Genomic DNA, 23703 nt, shown 5'->3' with positions numbered 1-23703 from the left:
GATGACACAGCAACAGTGGAGTAGTCGTGGCACGTGTTTCAGGTGGGTCCGGCCTGCCCTTGACCGGGGCGCAGCAAGGGATCTGGCTCGCGCAGCGGATCGAGCCGGACAGCCCGGTCTACAACGTCGCCGGGTACGTCGAGATCCGCGGCACCGATGTCGACCTGGAGCGGCTGGCCGACGCGGTCCGCGCGTCGGTCGACGAGGCCGAGTGCGTGCACGTCCGGTTCGAAGACCGCGACGGGACGCCGTATCAGGTCCAGACGGAACACAACTGGGGACTTCCCCGGATCGACTTCCGCGGTGAGCCGGACCCGGCCGGCGCGGCCGAAGCGTGGATGCTCGCCGACGTCAAGCGCGTGGTCGATCTCGCGCGCGGCCCGGTGCACGCGCACGCGCTGCTGACCGTCGCGGACGACAAGGTGCTGCTCTACCAGCGCTACCACCACCTGGTGATGGACGGCTACGGCGCGTTCGTGGTGATCAACCGGATCTCCGAGCGGTACCTCGGCGAAGCACCGGAGCGGCAGTGGCGGCTGACCACGCTCGTCGAGCACGACGCCGAGTACCACGATTCCGCGCAACATGAGGAAGATCGCGCCTACTGGCACGCGCGGTTCGCCGACCGTCCGGAGCCCGCGCGGCTCGTCGAACGGTCACCGGGTCAGCCGTCCACAGTGGACCGTCACGTCACGGACCTCTCCGGGGCGCGGACGACGGCGCTGCACAAGGCGGCCGCCGACGCGGGCACCCGCCTGTCGCGCCTGATGATCGCGGCGGTGGCCGCCTACCTGCACCGCGCCACCGGCAGCGAGGACGTGGTGCTGGGCCTGCCGGTCACCGCGCGGCTCGACCCGGAGTTGCGGGAGATCCCCGGCATGGTGTCGAACGTGCTGCCGTTGCGCGTGCGCGTGCGGCCGTCGAGCACGCCGGCCGAACTGCTCGACGAGGTGGCGGGCGCGATCCGCGATCTGGTGGCGCACAGCCGCTACCGCGGGGAGACCCTGGCGAGGGAACTCGGCCTCACCGAAGGGTTCCGCGAGCTGGTGGGGCCGACGGTGAACTTCCTCGCCTTCGAGTCCGATCTGCGGTTCTGCGATCACGAGGCGACGAACTTCTACCTCAACAGCGGCCCGATCAACGACCTGACCATCGCGGTCTACGAACGCCCACGCGGCAGGGGGATGCGCGTCGAGTTCGATGCTGATGCCGCCGTCGCCGGGCCCGGGGAACTGGCCGTGCACCAGCGACGGTTCCTCCGCGTGCTCGACGCGATCGTGACCGAGCCGGAGCTGCCCGTCGGACGGATCGAGCTGCTCGAACCGGACGAGCGGGAACAGGTACTCGACCGCTTCGGCGCTTCGCCTTACCCGTCCGACGAAGTGAGCTGGCCCGGCGCGTGCGAGGCACGGGCGCGGGAAACCCCGGACAAGGTCGCGGTCGTCTGCGAGGACGAACGGCTGACCTATGCGGAACTGGACGCGCGCGCGAACCAGCTCGCACATCTGTTGCGGGACACCGGAATCGGCCGCGAGGACGTGGTCGGCGTCGCGCTGCCGCGGTCGGCCGATCTCGTGGTGGCGCTGCTCGGCGTCATGAAGGCGGGCGCGGCCTACCTCCCGCTCGACCTCGACCACCCGCGCGAGCGGATCGCGTACATGCTCACCGACGCCAGCGCCCGCGTGGTCGTCTCCACCACCGGGCTGGCCGGGGAACTGCCCGAAGTGGACACGGTGTTGCTCGACACCGCCGATCTGTCCACACAGGACACCGGACCGACCGGTGTGGACATCCCGCTCGACGCCGCCGCGTACGTCATCTACACCTCGGGGTCCACCGGGAAGCCCAAGGGCGTCGTGGTGCCGCACGACGGCGTGGGCAGCCTGATGGCGACCGCGACCGAGCGCATCGGGATCACGCGGGACAGCCGGGTGGCGCAGTTCGCCTCGGTCGGGTTCGACGTCACGGTGTGGGACCTGGTGATGTCGTTGTGCGTCGGCGGGACCGTGGTCGTGGTGCCGAGCGAGCGGCGCGTCGCGGGCGCGGCGCTGACCTCGTACCTCGCCGAGCACCGCGTGACGAACATGATCCTGCCGCCGTCGCTGGTCGCGGCGCTGCCCTCGGACTGCGAGCTGCCCGAGGGCGGGGTGCTGGTCGTCGGCACCGAGACCGTGCCGGCGGAGCTGATCGCGCGGTGGGCCGAGCGCATGCGCGTGGTGGCCGCCTACGGGCTCACCGAGGCGAGCGTGAATTCGACGCTGTGGCAGGCGGAACCGTGCTGGACCGGGCCGGTGCCGATCGGCGTTCCGGACCCGAACACGCGCTGCTACGTGCTGGACTCGGCGCTGCGGCCGGTCGCTCCCGGTGTCGAAGGCGAGCTGTATGTCGGCGGTCGCGGGCTCGCGCGCGGCTACCTCGGGCGTCCCGGACTGACCGCGGAGCGGTTCGTCGCTGACCCGTTCGGACCTGGTGGTACAAAAATGTACCGGACCGGTGACCGGGTGAAATGGCGTTCCGACGGCAACCTGGACTTCCTCGGCCGCGCCGACGGGCAGGTGAAGATCCGCGGGTACCGGATCGAACCGGGCGAGATCGAGAGCGTGCTCATGCGGCACGACGACATCGCGCAGGCCGCGGTCGTGGTGCTGGAGGACCACCGGCGGGTCAAGCGCCTCGTCGCCTACACGGTCGGCGCCGCCGACGCGGGGCAGGCGCGGGCGCAGGTCGAAGCGTCCCTTCCGGACTACATGGTGCCGTCTGTCGTGGTGCGGATGGACGGTCCGCTTCCGTTGACGCCCAACGGAAAGCTCGACCGCAAGGCGCTGCCGGAACCGGACTGGGCCGGGCTCGCCGGGCGCGACCGGCCGCGAACCCCGGCCGAACACACCCTTTCCGCACTGGCCGCCGAGGTGCTCGGCCTGCCCGAGGTCGGGATCCACGACAGCTTCTTCGAACTGGGCGGCGACAGCATCGTCGCGATCGGGCTGGTCACGAAAGCCCGCCAGGCCGGGCTGGTGATCACCCCGCGCGAGGTGTTCGCGCACCGCACGGTCGCCGCGCTGGCCGCGGTGGCGCAGGACAAGAGCGCGGTGGCGCACGGACCCGACGACGGGACCGGTGTGGTCGTGCCGACCCCGATCGTGCGCTGGCTCGCCGCTGGCACCGACCCATCCGAAGTGGACGGCTTCTACCAGTCCACATTGGTCACAGTGCCCGCCGAGCTGACCTTCGCACGGCTGGCTGAGATGCTCCAAGCGCTGCTCGACCGGCACGACCTGCTGCGCGCCACCCTCTCCGAGGACTGGTCGCTGACCGTTCCCGATCCCGGATCGGTGCGTGCTTCGGAACTCATCGAACGTGCTTCGACCGTCGATGAGCGGCAGGTCGCCGAGGCCGTCGGCAGGCTGGCGCCGCGCGACGGGCGGATGCTGCAGGCCGTCTGGTTCGAGGCGGACAACCGGTTGCTGCTGGTCGCGCACCACCTCGTGGTCGACGGCGTTTCGTGGCGCATCCTGCTCGACGATCTCGCGCAGGCGTGGGACGGCGCGGAACTGGCGCCGGTGACGACCTCGTTCCGGCGTTGGGCGGAACTCCTGGCTGCCACCGAACCGGTCGAAGAACTCCCGTTGTGGCGACGCCAGGTGTCCACACCGGACCCAGTTCTCGGCACGGGCGAACCGGGCCGAGTCGCCGCTTCGCTCACGGTTTCGCTGCCCGCCGGGAAAACCGCGCCGCTGCTCACCACCGTCCCCGCGGCCGTGCACGGCGCGGTCAACGACGTGCTGCTCACCGGGCTCGCGCGGGCGGTCCGCACGTGGCGTGGCGATGACGGGCCTGTGCTCGTCGATCTCGAAGGCCACGGGCGCGAGGAAGAACTGGGCGAGGTCGACCTGTCCCGGACGGTCGGCTGGTTCACCAGCATGTTCCCGGTCCGGCTCGACCCCGTCGTCGGATCGCTCGGCGACGCTGTGAAGAGCGTCAAGGAGTGGTTGCGCGCACTGCCGCGCAACGGCATCGGCTACGGACTGCTCGACGCCGACCCGGTGCTACGGGACGCACCCGCGCCGCAGGTGCTGTTCAACTACCTCGGCCGCTTTTCCAGTCAGGACAAGGACTTCCACCCGGCGCCGGAGGCGAACCCGATTGGCGCGGGCATCGACCCCCGCATGCCGCTGCGCCACCGGCTGGAAATCAACGCAGTCGTCCGCGACACCGCCGACGGCCCCGAACTGAGCACCACGTTCAGCTGGCCCAAGACCGTGCTGACCGAAGACTCGGTCCGCGAACTGTCGCAGCACTGGCTGGACGCGCTCGCGGCGGTGGCGGAGTGCGATGCCGCCGGACACAGCCCGTCGGACTTCCCGCTGGTCTCACTTGACCAGTCCGAAGTGGATGAACTCGACGCGGCGGTACCTTCACTCACCGACGTGCTGCCCGCGACCCCGTTGCAGGAAGGGCTGTTCTTCCACGCCCTCTTCGACGAGGCGGCCGCCGACGCGTACGTGATGCAGCAGGTCATCGGCCTGCGCGGTCCCGTCGACGAGGAACTGCTCCGGCGCGCGTTGCAGGGCGTCGTCGATCGCCACGCGCCGCTGCGGGCCGGGTTCCGCCAGCGCGACGACGGAACGGTCCTCCAGATCATCGGTGACGCCGAGCTTCCGTGGCGCGTGGTGTCCGAAGTGGACGTACACGATGTTGCCGAACGGGATCGCGCCCGCCGGTTCGACCTCACGGCCCCGCCGCTGCTCGCGGCGACGTTCGTCCGGGGCGGCGCGGATCGGCACTGGCTCGTGCTGACCCTGCACCACCTGGTCTCCGACGGCTGGTCCACCCCGGTGATGATCGGTGATCTGTTCGCGCTCTACGGCCGCGACGCGTCGGCGCTGCCCGTCGTCACACCGTACCGAGAGTACTTCGGCTGGTTGTCCACTCGGGATCGCGAGGCGGCGTTGTCCGCGTGGCGAACCGAACTCGCCGGGCTCGACGCGCCGACCTCACTGGTGGACGGCGAAGCCGACCCCGCGCGGTTCCACCTCGAACAGGTCCGGACCGAACTGTCGGCGGAGCTGACCAACGGCTTGATCGCGGTCGCCCGTGAACATCACGTCACGCTGAGCACCGTCTTCCAAACCGCGTGGGGACTCCTGCTCGGCGCGGTGACCGGCCGGGACGACGTCGTGTTCGGCACGACGGTGTCCGGCCGCGCGGCCGAGGTGCCCGGGATCGAAGCGATGGCGGGCCTGTTCGCCAACACGGTGCCGGTCCGCGTGCGGGCACCGGGGGCGAACACGCTCGGTGACGTCCTCACCGGTGTGCAGGCCGCACAGGCCGAACTGCTCGACCACCAGCACCTCGGGCTCGCGGACCTGCAACGCCTGGCCGGGTTCGACGAACTGTTCGACACGCTGCTGGTGTTCGAGAACTACCCGCTCGACCGCGAACTGACCGACGCGGGCGGCACTCTCGCCTTCGACGGCTTGGAGTTCTTCGGCGCGGGCCACTACCCGTTGACGCTGCTCGTCCTCCCCGGCGACCGGATCGGCATCGAGTTCGACCACGACGCGAGCCGTCTGTCCGAACGGGACGTGCGGCAGCTCGCGGAGCGCCTCGTGCGCGTACTGGAGTCCATCGCGGCGGCGCCGGGTTCCCGGGTCGCGCGGCTCGATGTGCTGTCACGCCAGGAACACGACCGCATCGACGAGCAGGCGGCGACCGCGCACGCGGTACCGGACCGCACGCTCGCGCAGGCGATCGCCGCGCAGGTCGCGAAGACCCCGTCGGCTACCGCGGTCGTCTTCGAAGGCACCGAACTGTCCTATGCGGACCTCGATGCGCGCGCCGACGCACTCGCGGCGAGGCTGCACGCCGGACCGGAGGATGTCGTAGCGGTCGCGGTGCCCCGTTCGGCGGAACTGATGGTCGCGCTGCTCGCGGTGCTGAAGACCGGCGCCGCGTACCTGCCGCTGGACACCGACTACCCGGCCGAGCGGATCGAGTTCATGCTCGCCGACTCCGGTGCCCGGCAGGTGGTGCTCGCCGATGCCGCCGTGCCCGTGCTCGATGGGATCGAGTACGTCGATGTCCGTTCCGGTACGACCGGTGAGCCGGTGGTTTCCCGTGCCGTGCTGGACAATCCGGCGTACCTGATCTACACCTCCGGTTCCACCGGACGTCCCAAGGGCGTGCTGGTCAGCCACCGCGCGATCGTGAACCGGCTGGCCTGGATGCAGGGGCAGTACGGGCTCGAACCCGGTGACCGGGTGCTGCAGAAGACGCCGTCGAGCTTCGACGTTTCGGTGTGGGAGTTCTTCTGGGCGCTCGTCGAAGGCGCGACCGTGGTACTCGCGCGGCCCGACGGGCACCGCGACCCCGAGTACCTCGCCGAGGTGATCCGGCGCGAGTCGATCACGACCGTCCACTTCGTACCGTCGATGCTCGCCGCCTTCCTGCGCGAGATCGACGATCCCGCGTTCTCGTCGACGCTGCGCCGCGTGTTCTCCAGCGGAGAGGCACTCCCCGGCGACACGGCGACGCGCTGGCTGGCGCTCACCGGGGTTCCGCTGCACAACCTCTACGGGCCGACCGAAGCCGCGGTCGACGTCAGCTGGTTCCCCTGTGGTGACGCCGAAAGCACCACCGTCCCTATCGGACGTCCGGTGTGGAACACCCGCCTGCACGTGCTCGACACGTCACTGCGGCCGGTGCCCGACGGCACCCCGGGAGAGCTGTACCTCGCGGGCGTCCAACTCGCTCGCGGCTACCATGGCCGCGCCGCGCTCACGGCGGAGCGGTTCGTCGCTGATCCGTTCGGGGGCCCGACAGGCACAGCGGCGCGGAGCGCCTCGTTGGGGGGTGGTGGCCGGGCGACGGGTGGGCAGATGTACCGCACGGGTGACCTGGTGCTTCGCCGGTCGGACGGTGCGCTGGAGTACCTCGGCCGCACCGACCGTCAGGTGAAGGTGCGCGGCAACCGGATCGAACTCGGCGAGATCGAAGCGGCGCTCGTGCGGCAGGCCGGGATCGCCCAAGCGGCCGTGACCGTCCGGGAAAACTCCCTGATCGGTTATCTCGTCGGAGAATCCACTGTAGACAGTGCTGCGCTGTCCGAACGGCTGGCGTCGGTACTGCCCGCGCCGATGGTGCCGAGTGCGTTCGTCGTACTCGACGAACTTCCCTTGACCCCCAGCGGAAAGCTGGACGTCAAGGCGTTGCCCGCGCCGAGCGCCACCCGCGCCCACGTCGCACGGGAGCGCGGGACGGCGGCGGAGGTCGTGCTCGCCGAGATCTTCGGCGAGGTGCTCGGCATCACCGGCGTCGCGCCGTCCGACGACTTCTTCGGGCTCGGCGGCGACAGCATCCTGTCGATCGCGGTATCGAGCCGCGCCCGCAAGCGGGGCATGAAGATCAGCCCGCGCCAGGTCTTCGAACACCGGACACCCGCGGCACTGGCCGCGCTCGCGGGCCCCGCGCCGTCGTCCGAGCCCGTGGCAGCGGAGGACGGTGTCGGTGACGTTCCGCCGTTGCCGATCGTGCACTGGCTGCGCGAACGCGGCGGCCCGATCGGGCGGTTCAGCCTGTCGATGCTGGTGCGCACGCCGATCGGCGCGGACGTCGAAGCGCTGGCCTCGGTCCTGCAAGCGCTGCTCGACCACCACGACGCGCTCCGGGTCCGGCTGACGGTCGTCGGCGGTGCTGTGTGGACACTCGAAACCCGGCCCGCCGGAACCGTTTCAGCCGTCGACGTGCTGCGCAGGGTGTCCGTTGTGGACGATCTTCGCGCGCTGGTGGCCGACGAGGCGTCGGCGGCGGCCGACCGCTTGGACCCCGAAGCGGGGGCCATGGTGCAGGCCGTCTTCTTCGACGCGGGTGCCGACGAACCGGGCCGCCTGCTGCTCGTGGTGCACCACCTCGCGATCGACGGGGTGTCGTGGCGCGTCCTGGCCGAGGACCTGGTGACCGCGTGGGAAGCGGTGTCGCGTGGCGTCACCCCGGTGCTCGAACCGGCCGGCACCTCGATGCGTGCTTTCTCGAAGGCGGTCACCGAACAGGCCCACGCCCGGCACCGCCTCGACGACCTGGCGCACTGGACCGAGACGCTCGCTCCCGGTGCGGAGCTGCTGCCGGAGTACCGCGGTGGCGGCACCTTCGGATCCGCATCCCGGCGCGTCGCCCGGCTTTCGGTGGCCGAGACGAAACCGCTGCTCTCGGGCGACGTCACCGGCAAGCTCCTGGACGCGCTGCACGTCGCGGTGAACCGGTGGCGCGGCCGGGACGGCGAGCTGCTCGTCGACTTGGAACGGCACGGCCGCGAAGACGTGTCCGGTTCGGACACCGCGCGCACGGTCGGCTGGTTCACCGCGATCGAACCGGTCAGGCTCGGCCGCGACGCGACGGTCTCCGACGGGGGCATCTCGTACGGCATGCTCCGGTACCTCAACGCGCAGACGGCGCCACTGCTGGCCGGGGCGGCGTCCGCGCAGGTGCTGGTCAACTACCTCGGCCGCGGTCCGGTGCCGGACGACGGCGACTGGACGGTCGCCGCGGAAGCGGTGGCGATCGCCCCCGATGCAGGATTAGGACTGCCGTACGCGGTGCAGATCGACATCGTCTGCGAGGAAACCGCGGACGGCCCGAGCCTGACCGCCAGCTGGCTGTGGCCGTCCGGCGGACTGTCCGAAAAGGACGTCGCGGAGCTGAGCGACGGCTGGCTCGCCGCGCTGCGCGAGCAGGCCAGTGCCGAGGAAACCTGGCCGCTTTCGCCGTTGCAGGAAGGGCTTTTCTTCCACGCGAGCTACGACACCGCGGCGCTCGACGTCTACACCGTGCAGGATTTGTTCGAACTCGGCCATCGGGTCGACGAGGCGCGGTTGCGCGCCGCAGGTGCCGCGCTGCTCGGCCGCAATCCCAACCTGCGGGCCGCTTTCACCAGCGAGGGACGCGGCGGGCCGGTCCAGATCATCGCCGGTGGTAACCGGGAGATTCCGCTCGATGTAGTCGACTTGTCGACAATGTTGGCGGATGAGCAAGACGCGGAGGTCACGCGCCTGCTGGAAGCCGACCGGGCCCGCCGGTTCGTCCTCGACGCGCCGCCGCTGTGCCGGATGACGCTGATCCGCCTCGGTGCGGCACGCGACCGGCTGGTGATCACGCACCACCTGCTGCTGTGGGACGGCTGGTCCGAGGGCGTCTTCCTCGAACAGCTCTTCCACCTGTACGAACGCGGCGGCGACGATCGCGGGCTTCCGGTGCCGGGGTCCTATCGCGACTACCTCGACTGGTTGTCCGAACAGGACACCGCGGAAGCGGCCGCGGCTTGGCGCGAGGCACTCGACGGGTTGGAGGAACCGACCCTGCTCGGTCCGGCCTCCGACGAGCCGAGCGTGCCGGAGCAGTGCCGCGCGGAACTCGGCGACGAGTTGAGCGAGCGGCTGCGCTCGGCCGCCCGTCAGCACGGCCTCACCATAAACACGGTGCTCAACGCCGGGTGGGCGCTCGCCCTCGCCGTCGTCGTCGGCCGGGACGACGTGGTGTTCGGCAGCACGGTGGCCGGTCGTCCCGCCGAGATCGACGACGTCGACAAGATCATCGGGCTGTTCCTGAACACCATCCCGGTCCGCGTCGCGTTCGACCCGTACGAGCGCGTGCTCGACCTGCTGCGCCGTGTTCAGGACCAGCGCGTTTCCCTGATGGCCCACGAGTACTACGGGCTGGGTGAGATCCAGCGCGAGGCGGGCCACGCGCGGCTGTTCGACGCGATCTACGTGCTGCAGAACTTCGCCGACGAGGACGCGTTCGACGAGTTCCGGCACCGCTACGACATCACCACCTCGGACAGCGTCGATGCGACGCACTACCCGATCGGCCTCGTCGTCACACCGGCGGCGAACCTGCGGGTGCGGCTGTCGTACCGCCCGGAGATCATCGACCGCGAGCTGGCGGAGGACCTGCTCGGCCGGTTCCTCGTCGCGGTGGACCTCCTCAGCGGCGACGGCACGGCACAGGTCGGCTCGCTGGACCTCCGTCCACAGGAGACGGTCTCCGCGCCGCTCGACCGTCCTATCGGGGACGACACCATCTCGGACCTGTTGGCGGCGCAGGCATCGCGCACGCCGGACGCGGTGGCCTGCGTCTTCGGCGAACAGACGGTCACCTACGCCGAGCTGGACGGCCGGATCAACCGGATGGCGCGGTTCCTGCTCTCGCGCGGCGCGGAACCGGAGCAGGTGATCGCGCTCGGCCTGCCGCGGTCGATCGACATGGTGGTGGCGCTGTTCGCGGTGCTCCGCACCGGTGCCGCCTACCTGCCCCTGGAGCTGGACTACCCGGCGGACCGCATCGCGCTCATGCTCGAAGACGCGAAACCGCTGCTCGTGGTGGACACCGAGCTACTGTCCACAGTGGATTTCGAAACGTTCTCCGCGGACTCGGTGGAAGACGCCGAGCGGCCCCTGTTCGCCCGCGACCGCGCGGACCGGATGGAGCACCCGGCGTACGTCATCTACACCTCCGGCTCGACCGGTAAGCCCAAGGGCGTCGTCACGCCGTACCGCGGCCTGACGAACATGCAGCTCAACCACCAGGAAGCCATCTTCGGCCCGGCGATCGCCTCGGCGGGCGGCAGGCGGCTGCGGATCGCGCACACGGTTTCGTTCGCGTTCGACATGTCGTGGGAAGAGCTGCTGTGGCTCGTCGAAGGCCACGAAGTGCACATCTGCGACGAGGAACTCCGCCGCGACGCGGCCGCGCTGGTCGCCTACTGCGACGCGCGGCGGATCGACGTCGTCAACGTGACGCCGACCTACGCGCACCTGCTCTTCGAAGAAGGCATGCTGCGCGACGACAACGGCGGTCATCGACCGGTGCTGGTGCTGCTCGGCGGGGAAGCGGTGTCCGAATCGGTGTGGGCGCGGCTGCGCGACACCGAGGGCGTGTACGGCTACAACCTCTACGGTCCTACCGAATACACGATCAACACGCTCGGCGGCGGCACCGAAGACAGCGCGACCCCGACCGTGGGCCGCGAGATCTGGAACACCCGTGCGCACATCCTCGACCGATGGCTGCGGCCCGTCCGCGACGGAGTGCCCGGCGAGCTGTACATCAGCGGTCTCGGCCTCGCCCGCGGTTACCTGCACCGGCACGCGCTGACCGCCGAACGCTTCGTCGCCGATCCGTTCGGCAGTCCCGGTGCCGCAATGTACCGCACTGGTGACCTGGTGCGACGCCGTCCGGACGGCAACCTGGACTTCCTCGGCCGTACCGACGACCAGGTCAAGATCCGCGGCTACCGGGTGGAACTGGGCGAGATCGAAACCGTCCTTTCCGGACACCCACTGGTCGCGCAGGCCGCCGTGATCGCGCGCGACGATCCTTCGGCCCCCGGTCTGAAGCGCCTGGTCGGTTACGTCGTTCCGGCCGATGTGGACGCCGGGGCGCGCGCCGAGGTCGAAGCAGAGCAGGTCGGCGAGTGGCAGCAGATCTACTCCGACGAGTACACCGAGATCCCGACGGCACTGTTCGAAGAGGACTTCGCGGGCTGGGATTCCAGTTACGACGGCGACCCGATCCCGGTCGAGCACATGCGGGAGTGGCGCGCGGCGACCGTCGAGCGGATCACCGAGCTGTCACCGGTGAACGTGCTGGAGATCGGCGTCGGCACCGGGCTGCTGATGTCCCAGCTCGCGCCGCGCGCGCAGCGGTACTGGGGCACGGACTTCGCGGCGCCGGTGATTCGGAAGCTCGGCGAAGAGCTGAAACGGGATCCGTCGCTCGCGGCCAAGGTGGAACTGCGGTGCCGCCCGGCGGATGACCTCGACGGGCTGCCGCGCGGGTTCTTCGACACCATCGTGATCAACTCGGTGATCCAGTACTTCCCGAGCGCGGACTACCTCGCGGACGTGGTGACCGGCGCGGTCGAGCTGCTCGCGCCCGGTGGCGCGCTGTTCGTCGGTGATGTGCGGAACCTGGCGCTGCTGCGGCGCTTCCACACCGCGATCCAGCTCGGCCGCGGCACCCCGGCCGACCGGCTGGAATCCGCTGTGGACCGCGCGGTCGCGTTGGAGAAGGAGCTGCTGCTGGCGCCGGAGTTCTTCACCGCGCTCGCGGAGCGGCTGCCCGGCGTCGGCGTGGAGATCAGGACGAAACACGCCCGCCACCACAACGAACTGAGCCGGTACCGCTACGACGTGGTGTTCCACCGGTCACGGGAGTCCGTTGTGGACCTTTCGGCGGTTCCGTCCGTCGAATGGCGACAGGACCTTGAGTCCCTGCTGGCCGGGGACGCGGTGCGGGTGACGGGAATCCCGGACGCGCGGTTGGCTTCCGAGCCGCCCGAATCCGGCGCGGGGGTGGAGCAGCACGACGTGCACGCGCTCGGTTCGCGCCTCGGTTACCGCGTTCGCACGACGCCGTCCGCGGTGGCGGGTGCCTTCGACGCGGTGTTCACCCGGAGCGAGGCCGCGCTTTCGACCGGGTTGTACCGGCCGGTGCGCGGGGTCGAGCAGGCGAACGACCCCGCCGCGGCCCGCACCGCGAACACCCTCGTCCAGCGGTTGCGGAGCGATCTCAAGCAGAGCCTGCCGGACTACCTGGTGCCGGGTTCGCTCGTGCCGATCGACGAAATTCCGTTGACGGACAACGGAAAACTCGACGTCAGGGCCCTTCCGGACGCCGAACCGACGGTGACCCTCGCGTCGAGCAGGCCGCCGTCGTCGGAGACCGAGGAGAAGCTGTGCGAGCTGTTCGCCGAGGTGCTCGGGCTAGGTGAGGTCGGCGTCGAGGACAACTTCTTCGACCTCGGCGGGCATTCACTGCTCGCGACGCGCCTGATCAGCCGGGCCCGCACGGAACTCGGTACCGAGCTGGCGATCCGCGACCTGTTCGACGCGCCGACCGTCGCCCAGCTCGCTTCGAAGGCGGGCACCGGTGAACCGGCGCGCCCCGCCGTCACCGCTCGGGCACGGCCGGAACGGATTCCGCTTTCCCCGGCGCAGAAGCGCCTGCTGCTGCTCACGAAGTTCGACGACGGTGGGATCGCGTACAACTTCCCGCTGGTCTTCCGGTTGCGCGGCGCCCTCGACGTCGACGCGCTGCATTCCGCTTTGGACGACGTGGTCGCGCGGCACGAATCGCTGCGCACGGTGTTCCCTTCGCGGGGCGGTGAGCCGTACCAGCGGATCCTGGACTCCGCGGCTGTTCCGTTCGAGGTGCTGTCCGTTGTGGAATCCGAGTTGGCGTCGCGGATCGAGGAGCTGTCGCGGCGTCCGTTCGCTTTGGACACCGAGATCCCGATTCGGGCCATGGTGCTGCGCCTCGGTTCCGAGGACTTCGTGGTGGCCGTGGTGCTGCACCACATCACCACGGACGAATGGTCCGACCGGCCGTTCCTGACCGATCTCACCGCAGCCTACCGGTCCCGTGTGGACGGTCGTGCGCCCGCGTTCGCGCCGTTGCCGGTGCAGTACGCGGATTACACGCTGTGGCAGGCGGAACTGCTCGGCGATCCCGCCGATGCGGACAGCCGGGTCGCGAAGGAGCTGGCCTTCTGGCGCGACCGGCTCGCCGGTGCACCCGACGAGCTGACCCTGCCCGTCGACCGTTCGCGTCCTACCCGGCCGAGCGGGCGGGGCGGCCGCGTCGAAACCGAACTGCCAGTAGAGACCGCGAAGGCGCTCCGGGCACTGTCCACTTCGTCCGGTGCCAGTATGTTCATGCTCGCGCACGCCTCGGTGGCGGCGTTGCTGCACCGGATGGGCGCGGGAACCGACATCGTGCTCGGCGCGCCGATCGCCGGCCGCGGCGACGCCGAGATCGCCGATCTGGTCGGCTTTTTCGTCAACACGCTCGTGCTGCGGACCGATCTCGGCGGCGACCCGTCGTTCGGCGAGGTACTCGACCGCGTGAAGGAATTCGACCTCGCCGCGTTCTCGCATCAGGACGTGCCGTTCGACCGGGTGGTCGAGGAGCTGAACCCGCCGCGGGTGGCCGGGCGGAACCCGCTGTTCCAGGTGATGGTCGGCTACCACCACCGGCCGGAATCCGATCACGAGCTGCTCGGGCTGCGGACCGAGTGGTTCGGCATGGACACCGGGATGGCGAAGTTCGACCTGCACTTCACGGTCGTCGACCAGCCGTCCACCGACCGGATCGGGCTCGCACTCGAATTCGCCACCGACCTGTTCGACTCGCGTACGGCGTCGTTGCTGCTGACCCGGCTCGAACGCGTGCTCGCGCAGGTGGCGTCGGCGCCGTCGCGGCGGGTTCGCGAGCTGGACGTGCTGACCGCAGCCGAAACCGCCCAGGTACTCGGCGAGTGGAATGTGTGGGGTCCCGCGGTTTCGGGGTTGCCGGTGTCGCGGGTGGAGCCGGATGCGGTGGCGGTGGTTTTCGAGGGTGGGGAGTTGTCGTTCGGGGAGTTCGAGGGGTGGGTTTCCGGGGTTGCTGGGTGGTTGTCGGGGTTGGGTGTGGGGCGTGGTGATCGGGTGGGGGTGGTGTTGCCGCGGTCGGTGGAGTTGCTGGTGACGGTGTTCGCGGTTCAGCGGGTGGGGGCGGCGTATGTGCCGGTGGATCCGGGTTTGCCCGCGGATCGGGTGGAGTTCATGCTCGCGGATTCGGCTCCCGCGGTGGTGGTTGATGATGTGGAGCAGGTACGGGGAGTGTCGCGGGGTATGTCGTTCGTTCCGGTGGCGGTTGATCCTGGTGATGCGGCGTATGTGATCTATACGTCGGGTTCCACCGGGCGGCCGAAGGGTGTGGTCGTGCCGCATGCGGGGATGGCGAATCGTCTTGCGTGGATGCAGGACGAGTTTGCTCTTGCTCCGGGGGATCGGGTGTTGTTGAAGACCCCGGCGAGTTTCGATGTGTCGGTGTGGGAGTTGTTCTGGCCGTTGACGGTCGGGGCCACCCTGGTGATCGCTTCCCCGGAAGGTCACAAGGATCCGCACTACCTGGCGGAGCTGATCCAGCGGGAGCGGGTGGGCATGGTGCATTTCGTGCCCTCGATGCTGGAGGTCTTCCTGGCCGAACCCAGCACTGTCGGCTGCGCGAGCTTGCGGCAAGTGGTGTGCAGCGGCGAAGCGCTGTCGGCTTCGGTAGCGGCCCGGTTCCGCGAGGTGCTGCCAGGCGCGAGCCTGCACAACCTGTACGGCCCGACCGAGGCCTCGGTCGACGTGACCTCCTGGACCTGCACCGGAGACGAGACCGGGACGGTGCCGATCGGGCGGCCGATCTGGAACACCCAGACCTACGTCCTCGATGCGGCGTTGAATCCGGTCCCGCCCGGTGTGGCGGGCGAGCTGTACTTGGCGGGCATTCAACTGGCGCGGGGCTACCTCGGGCGGCCGGGTCTCACCGCGGAGCGATTCATCGCGAATCCGTTCACTCCCGGTGAGCGGCTTTACCGCACCGGTGACCTAGCGCGGTGGACGTTCGATGGTGTGCTGGAGTTCCTGGGCCGGGTGGACCATCAGGTCAAGATCCGGGGTTTCCGGATCGAACTCGGCGAGATCGAAACCATCCTGACCACACACCCGCAGGTCGAGCAGGCCGTGGTCACCGAACACGAGGGCACCCTGGTCGCCTACCCCGTACCCGCGGGTGTGAACCTCGACGACCTGCGGGCCCACGCCGCGGGCCTCCTGCCGGAGTACATGGTCCCGACGACGTTTAGCCCGCTAAACGCACTTCCGCTGACCCCTAACGGCAAGCTCGACCGGGCCGCACTCCCCAAACCCGACTACGCCGAGAAGGCCACGGGCACTGCTCCACGCACCGAGCGGGAGGCGCGGCTCTGCGCCGCGTTCGCCGACGTGCTCGGTGTCGAGCGGGTCGGTATCGACGACGACTTCTTCGCACTCGGCGGCCACTCGCTGCTGGTCATGCGGCTGGTCGGCCGGATGCGCGCGGAGCTGGGCATCGAGGTGCCGTTGCGGGCGGTGTTCGACGCCCCGACGGTCGCCGCGCTCGCCAGCGCGCTCGGCGACGCGGTCCCGGCCGCGGCTCCGCTGACCGTGCGGGACCGTCCCGAGCGGGTGCCGCTGTCGTTCGCGCAGCGGCGGCTGTGGGTGCTGGACCAGGTCGACGGCCCGAGCAGCACCTACACGATCCCGCTCGCCTGGCGGATGAGCGGCGCGCTCGACCTGGACGCGCTGCGTGCCGCCGTGCACGACCTCGTCCTCCGCCACGAATCGCTGCGAACCGTGTTCCCCGCCGACGGTGGCGAGCCGTACCAGCGGATCCTGCCCGAGCCCGAGGTGCCGTTCCTGGTCGAGCGGGTCACCGAGGACGTTCTGCCCGCGAAACTCGCGCAGGCGGCGGAGCACGCGTTCGCGCTGGACCGCGAGCTGCCGATCCGCGCCACCGTGTTCGAGACGGCCCGCGACGAGCACGTGGTGCTCCTGCTGGTGCACCACATCGCGGGCGACGAGTGGTCGAGCGCGCCCCTGTCCGCCGATCTCACCACGGCCTATGCGTCCCGTGTGGACGGTCGGGCGCCGGAGTTCGCGCCGCTGCCGGTGCAGTACGCGGATTACGCGCTCTGGCAACGCGAGTCGCTCGGGGACGACCTCGCGCGGCAGCTCGACTTCTGGCGCGCCGAGTTGGCCGGGTTGCCCGACGAGCTGGCCTTGCCGACCGACCGGACACGGCCAGCCGAAGCAAGCCACCAGGGCGCGTCGGTGGCGGTCCCGTTCACGCCCGAGCTGAGCCAGGGCCTTCGCGACCTGGCACGACAGCACGACGTGAGCCTGTTCATGGTGCTGCACGCCGCCGTCGCGACCCTGCTCACCCGGCTCGGCGCGGGGACCGATGTGCCGATCGGCAGCCCGATCTCGGGACGCGGCGACGCGGCGCTGGAGGATCTCGTCGGGTTCTTCCTCAACACGCTCGTGCTGCGGACCGACACCGGCGGCGACCCGACGTTCGGCGAACTGTTGGCCCGGGTCCGCGACACCGACCTCGCCGCGTTCTCGCACCAGGACGTGCCGTTCGAGCGGCTCGTGGAAGCGCTGAACCCCGAGCGTTCGCTCGCGAGGCACCCGTTGTTCCAGGTCATGGTGGTCTACCTGGCCGATCCCGGCGACGGGCTGGCCCTGCCGGGGATCAGCGCGCGCCCGGAGCCGGTGGGGCAGCGGACCGCGAAGTTCGATCTCGAATTCGACTTCACCGACGACGGCGGCCGCATCGAATACAGCACCGACCTGTTCGACGCGCGGACTGTCGAACGGCTCGCGGAGCAGCTGCTGCGCGTGCTGACGGACGTGGTCGCCGACCCCGGTGCGCCGATCGGCTCGATCGATCTGCTGTCCGAAGTGGACCGTCAGCGGATGCTGGTCGAATGGAATCGGTGGGGTCCTGCGGTTTCGGGGTTGCCGGTGTCGCGGGTGGAGCCGGATGCGGTGGCGGTGGTTTTCGAGGGTGGGGAGTTGTCGTTCGGGGAGTTCGAGGGGTGGGTTTCCGGGGTTGCTGGGTGGTTGTCGGGGTTGGGTGTGGGGCGTGGTGATCGGGTGGGGGTGGTGTTGCCGCGGTCGGTGGAGTTGCTGGTGACGGTGTTCGCGGTTCAGCGGGTGGGGGCGGCGTATGTGCCGGTGGATCCGGGTTTGCCCGCGGATCGGGTGGAGTTCATGCTCGCGGATTCGGCTCCCGCGGTGGTGGTTGATGATGTGGAGCAGGTACGGGGAGTGTCGCGGGGTATGTCGTTCGTTCCGGTGGCGGTTGATCCTGGTGATGCGGCGTATGTGATCTATACGTCGGGTTCCACCGGGCGGCCGAAGGGTGTGGTCGTGCCGCATGCGGGGATGGCGAATCGTCTTGCGTGGATGCAGGACGAGTTTGCTCTTGCTCCGGGGGATCGGGTGTTGTTGAAGACCCCGGCGAGTTTCGATGTGTCGGTGTGGGAGTTGTTCTGGCCGTTGACGGTCGGGGCCACCCTGGTGATCGCTTCCCCGGAAGGTCACAAGGATCCGCACTACCTGGCGGAGCTGATCCAGCGGGAACGGGTGGGCATGGTGCATTTCGTGCCCTCGATGCTGGAGGTCTTCCTCGCCGAGTCCGCCGCCGCTTCGTGTACTTCGTTGCGGCGCGTGGTGTGCAGCGGCGAAGCGCTTTCGGCTGGCGTTGCGGCCCGGTTCCGCGAGGTGCTGCCGGACGCGAGCTTGCACAATCTCTACGGTCCGACCGAGGCTTCGGTGGATGTGACCTCGTGGACATGTACCGGAGATGAGACGGGGCTGGTGCCGATCGGGCGGCCGATCTGGAACACCCAGACCTACGTCCTCGACCACGCCCTGAATCCGGTGCCGCCGGGTGTCGCGGGCGAGCTGTACCTGGCTGGTGTGCAACTCGCACGCGGTTACCTGGGGCGTGCGGGCCTGACTGCCGAGCGGTTCGTGGCGAATCCGTTCACTCCGGGGGAGCGGCTTTACCGCACCGGTGACCTGGCGCGGTGGAGCTTCGATGGGGTGCTGGAGTTCCTGGGCAGGGTGGATCACCAGGTCAAGGTCCGGGGTTTCCGGATCGAACTGGGCGAGATCGAAACCGTCCTGACCTCCCATCCTGAGGTCGACCAAGCCGTGGTCCTCGCCCACGACGGCGCCCTGGTCGCCTACCCCGTACCCGCGAGCGTGGACCTTGCTGACCTGCGGACCCATGCCGCGGCCGCCCTCCCGGAGTACATGGTCCCGACGACGTTTAGCCCGCTAAACGCACTTCCGCTGACCCCTAACGGCAAGCTCGACCGGGCCGCCCTCCCCAAACCCGACTACGCGGGCCTGGTCACGGACGGGGCGCCGAGGACCCCGCGCGAGGAGGTCCTGTGCGGGCTCGTCGCCGGGGTGCTCGGGCTCGAGCGGGTCGGCGTCGACGACGACTTCTTCGCGCTCGGCGGCGACAGCATCGTGGCCATGCAGCTCGTCGCCCGCGCCAGGGCCGAGGGCCTCGTGCTGAGCCCGCGCGACGTCTTCCGGCACAAGACCGCCGCTGGGCTCGCCGCGGTCGCGGGCACCCGCGACACGACCGCGGGCTCGCTCGACGCCGAGCTGCTGACCCTCGACGAGGCGGAACGCACCGAGGTCGAGGGCACAGCGCTGCCGGTGACGCCGCTGCAGGCTGGCCTGCTGTTCCACGCGTCGATGGACACCGACGACGAGGACGTCTACACGGTCCAGGTGTCGTTCGACCTCGAAGGCGACATCGACGGGGCCCGGCTGAAGGAGGCCGCGGCGGCGCTGCTGGACCGGCACCCGAACCTCCGCGCCGGGTTCCGCTACCTGCGATCCGGGCGTCCGGTGTCGATCGTGCCGAAGGCGGTCACGCTGCCGTGGCGCGAGGTCGCCCTGCCCGACGAGCAGGCGTGGGAGCACGCGCTCGGCCAGGAGCGCCGACGGTTCGACCCCGCGGAGCCACCGCTGATCCGGTTCCTGCTCGCGCGGGTCGGCGACGGGTACCGGTTCGCGGTGTCCCACCAGCACCTGCTGATGGACGGCTGGTCCGTGCCGCAGCTGATGCGGGAACTCGCCGAGCTGTACGACGGCAGCGCGGCGGAGCCGGTGCGCTTCCGCGACTACCTGCGCTGGCTGTCCGAACAGGACACCGAGGCGGCGCGCGCGGCGTGGGCACTCGAACTGGAAGGGTTCGAAGAACCGGCGCGGTTGGTGCCCGCGGACCCGAACCGGGTCGCCGCGGCGCCGCTGCGGCGCACCGAGTTCCTCCCCGAAGACCTCACCGCGCGGCTCACCGCGTTCGCCCGCACTCGCGGCCTGACGGTGAACACCCTGGTCCAGGCCGCGTGGGGGCTTCTGCTCGGGCGGCTCACCGGTCGCGAGGACGTGGTGTTCGGCGCGACGGTCTCGGGCAGGCCGGGCGAGGTGCCCGGCGTCGAAGCGATGATCGGGCTGTTCATCAACACGGTTCCGGTCCGGGTCGAGGCGGGGGCCGCCGAAACGCTCGGCGCCGTGCTGGACCGGGTGCAGGAACGCCAGTCCGAGTTGATGGCGCACCAGCACCTCGGCCTCGCGGACATCCAGCGCGCGCACGGGATCGGTGAACTGTTCGACACGCTCGTGGTGTTCGAGAGCTACCCCGGTGCCGATGCGGGGCCCGGATCCGGACTGCGCGCCGTCCCGCGTGACCACGACGACGCGACGCACTACCCGTTCACGTGGGCGGTCGAACCCGGCGAGCGGCTCCGGCTGACCGCCGAATACCGCGCGGACCTGTTCACCGAACCGGTGCTCGACCGGATCGTCGGCGGGATGCGCACCCTGTTCGAAGCGATGACCACCGGCGTCGATCGCCGACTGTCCGAAGTGGACGTGCTGTCCGCGGTGGAACGGCGCCAGGTGCTCGAAACCTGGAACGACACCGCACGAGACGTGCCGCGGTCCACGGTGCCTGCCCTGTTCGAAGCGCAGGCGCGCCGTGCCCCGGATGCTCCGGCACTCGCGTTCGGACGGACACAGTGGACTTTCGCCGAACTGGACGCGTGGACAAACCAGGTGGCGCGACGGCTGATCGGCCTCGGCGCCGGACCGGAAACCGTGGTGGCGCTTTCGCTGCCGCGTTCGGCCGAGTTCCTGGTCGCGATCCTCGCGGTGCTCAAGGCCGGTGCCGCCTACCTTCCGCTGGACCCCGACCAGCCGGCGGAACGGACCAGCGCGATGATCGAAGACTCCCGCCCCGTCGTCGTGCTGGACGAGCTACCCGATCTGTCCGATGTGGACGCGATCCCGGTCACCGACGACGATCGGCTGGCGCCGCTGCACCCGGACCACCCGGCGTACGTGATCTACACGTCGGGTTCGACCGGGCGGCCGAAGGGCGTGGTGGTATGTCACCGCGGCGTGGTGAACCTGTTCCACAGCCACCGCGAAACCCTGTACCGGCCCGCGGTCGAGCGGACCGGCCGCGAACGGCTGCGGGTCGCGCACGCGTGGTCGTTCTCGTTCGACGCTTCGTGGCAGCCGCAGTTGTGGCTGCTCGACGGGCATCTGCTGCACGTCGTCGACGAGGAGACGCGGCGCGACCCGGAACTGCTGGCCGGGGTCCTATCCGACGAACGCATCGACTTCGTCGAGGTGACGCCGTCGTACTTCACGCAGATGGCCGATGCCGGGCTGATCCGCGACGGCGAGTGCTCGCTCGCGGTGGTCGGCGTCGGCGGCGAAGCGGTACCGGACGCGTTGTGGTCGCAACTGGGCGAGCTGCCCGGGACGGAGGCCTACAACCTTTACGGGCCAACGGAAAGCACTGTGGACGCACTGGTCGCCCGAGTGTCCGAAACGGACCGTCCGCTGGTGGGGCGGCCGGTGGCGAACACGCGTGCCTACGTGCTGGACGCCGCGCTGCGCCCGGTGCCGCCCGGGGTCACCGGCGAGCTGTACCTCTCCGGTGCCGGTCTCGCCCGCGGCTACCTGGAAAAGGCCGCGTTGACCGCGGAACGGTTCGTGGCGAATCCCTACGGCCCCGGCCGCGTGTACCGGACCGGTGACCTCGCCAGGTGGACCGAGGACGGCAGGCTCGACTACCTCGGCCGTGCCGACGACCAGGTCAAGATCCGGGGCTTCCGGATCGAACTCGCCGAAGTGGAAGCCGCGTTGGCCGCGCACGCGAAGGCGGGCCAGGTGCTCGTCGTGGTGAGGGAGGACCGGCCCGGCGTCAAGCGGCTGGTCGCCTACGTGGTGCCCGCGGAGAGCACCGCGCCCGACCCGGCGGAGCTGCGGGCGCACGCAGGCGAACGGCTGCCCGAGTACATGGTGCCCGCCGCGTTCGTGCTGCTCGAGAAGTTCCCGGTGCTTGCGAACGGTAAGCTCGACCGGAAGTCCTTGCCCGCGCCCGATTTTTCGGATGTCGTGTCGGGGCGCGCGCCGGAAACCGAGCGGGAGCGGGTGCTCGCCACGGTGTTCTCCGAGGTGCTCGGTGTCGCCGAACTGGGTGTCGACGACGACTTCTTCGCGCTGGGCGGCGACAGCATCGTCGCCATGCAACTGGTGAGCCGGACCCGCGCGGCGGGCCTGCGGATCACGCCGCGCCAGGTGTTCGCGCACCGGACCGTGGCCGCGCTCGCCGAGATCGCCGAAGAAAGCGCGGCGGCGCAGCACAGTCCCGCGGACGGCACCGGGACGGTGGCGCTGACCCCGATCATGCACGCCCTGCGCGAGCAGGGCGGGCCGATCGACGGCTACCACCAGGTCGCGCTGGTCCAGACCCCGGCGGAACTGGACTGGGCCGGTGCGCGCGCCGTGCTCGCCGCGGTCGCCGCGCGCCACGACATGCTGCGCGCGCGGCTGGTGCGCGACGGCGACTGGACCTTTGAAGTGCCGGAGACCGTGGACAGCGACGAGTGGATAGTCCACTGTGCAGTGTCCACGGAGGATGACCTCCGTGCGGTGATCGCCGAGCAGGCGCTTTCCGCGCGCGACCGGCTCGATCCGGACGCGGGGCGGATGGTGTCCGCGGTCTTCTTCGACACCGGGCGCGACCGGCCGGGCCGCCTGCTGGTGCTGATCCACCACCTCGTGGTCGACGGTGTGTCGTGGCGGATCCTGCTGCCGGACTTCGCGGCCGCGTGGGCCGATCTCGCCGCGGGCAGGTCGCCAGAGCTGGCCCCGGTGGGTACTTCCTTCCGGCGCTGGTCTTCCGAACTCGTCGCGCGGGCGTCGGAACCGGCGCGCCTCGACGAACTGCCGTGGTGGCGCGCCGCGCTTTCCGGCGGCGATCCGCTGCCGCTGCGCGCGGAGCTGGACCCGGCGCGGGACGTGGTGCGGACCGTGCGCGGGATCGGGCTCACCCTGTCGACCGAGCACACCGAACCGCTGCTCACCACCGTGCCCGCGGCCTTCGGCGTCACCGTGAACGACGTGCTGCTGACCGCGTTCGCGCTGGCGGTCGCCGAGTGGCGGTGGCGCGAAGGCGGGACGGGGAACGCGGTGCTGGTGGACCTCGAAGGCCACGGCCGTGAGGAAGAACTGGCCGCGCACGCGGACCTTTCGCGGACCGTCGGCTGGTTCACCAGCGTCATCCCGGTGCTGCTGGATCCCGGCGAAATCGACCTCGACGACGCGCTGGCCGGGGGACCGGCGGCGGGTGCGGCGATCCGGCGGGTGGCCGCGCACCTGGCCGGAATGCCGTCGGCCGGTGTCGGCGCGGGGCTGTTGCGGCACCTCAACCCGGACACGAAACCGGAGCTGGCCGCGCTGGGCTCGCCGAAGATCGAGTTCAACTACATGGGCCGGTTCGGCTTCCCGCCCGCGACAGACTGGTCGTACGCCGCGGAAACCGAGGCCGCGGACGTCAACCCCGACGACGAGATGCCGGTGTCGCACTGCCTCGTGGTGAACTCGATGACCGAGGACCGGCCGGACGGCCCGGTGCTGTTCGCGCACTGGTCGTGGCCGGACGCGGTGCTGGACGAGGAAACGGTGCGCGCGCTGGGAACCGGGTGGTTCGCCGCGCTCACCGGATTGGCGAAGAGTGGTCGGCCTCGGTAGGAACGGGTCCCGGTGAGACGCGGGTCGGCGGCGCATCCTAGCGGGACGCACCGACCGACGCGGCCGATCCGACGCTCGGGACGCCGAGTTGTCCACACCGGCCCGGCGCTGTGGACAACTCGGCTTCTCGGCACCACCCGCGTCCTGGCGCGGGTAGACTGGACTGGGGCAGCCCCCCTGGGACGGGTGGGGGTTTGAGCAAGGTGGTTTCGCTGGCGGGGCA

1 protein-coding gene is annotated in these 23703 nt (G+C 70.2%); it reads left to right on the top strand.

All coding sequences use genetic code 11. The features are described from left to right. Window positions 1–26: 26 nt before the first annotated feature. Window positions 27–23480, top strand: coding sequence for a non-ribosomal peptide synthase/polyketide synthase (locus tag HUW46_RS16000; RefSeq protein WP_215548029.1), 23454 nt, complete (start codon window positions 27–29; stop codon window positions 23478–23480). Window positions 23481–23703 lie beyond the last annotated feature (223 nt).

It is taken from the genome of Amycolatopsis sp. CA-230715, from assembly GCF_018736145.1.
Taxonomy (GTDB): Bacteria; Actinomycetota; Actinomycetes; order Mycobacteriales; family Pseudonocardiaceae; genus Amycolatopsis.
Note: the sequence above shows the minus strand (reverse complement) of the source record. Positions and strands in the feature narration are given on the sequence as shown.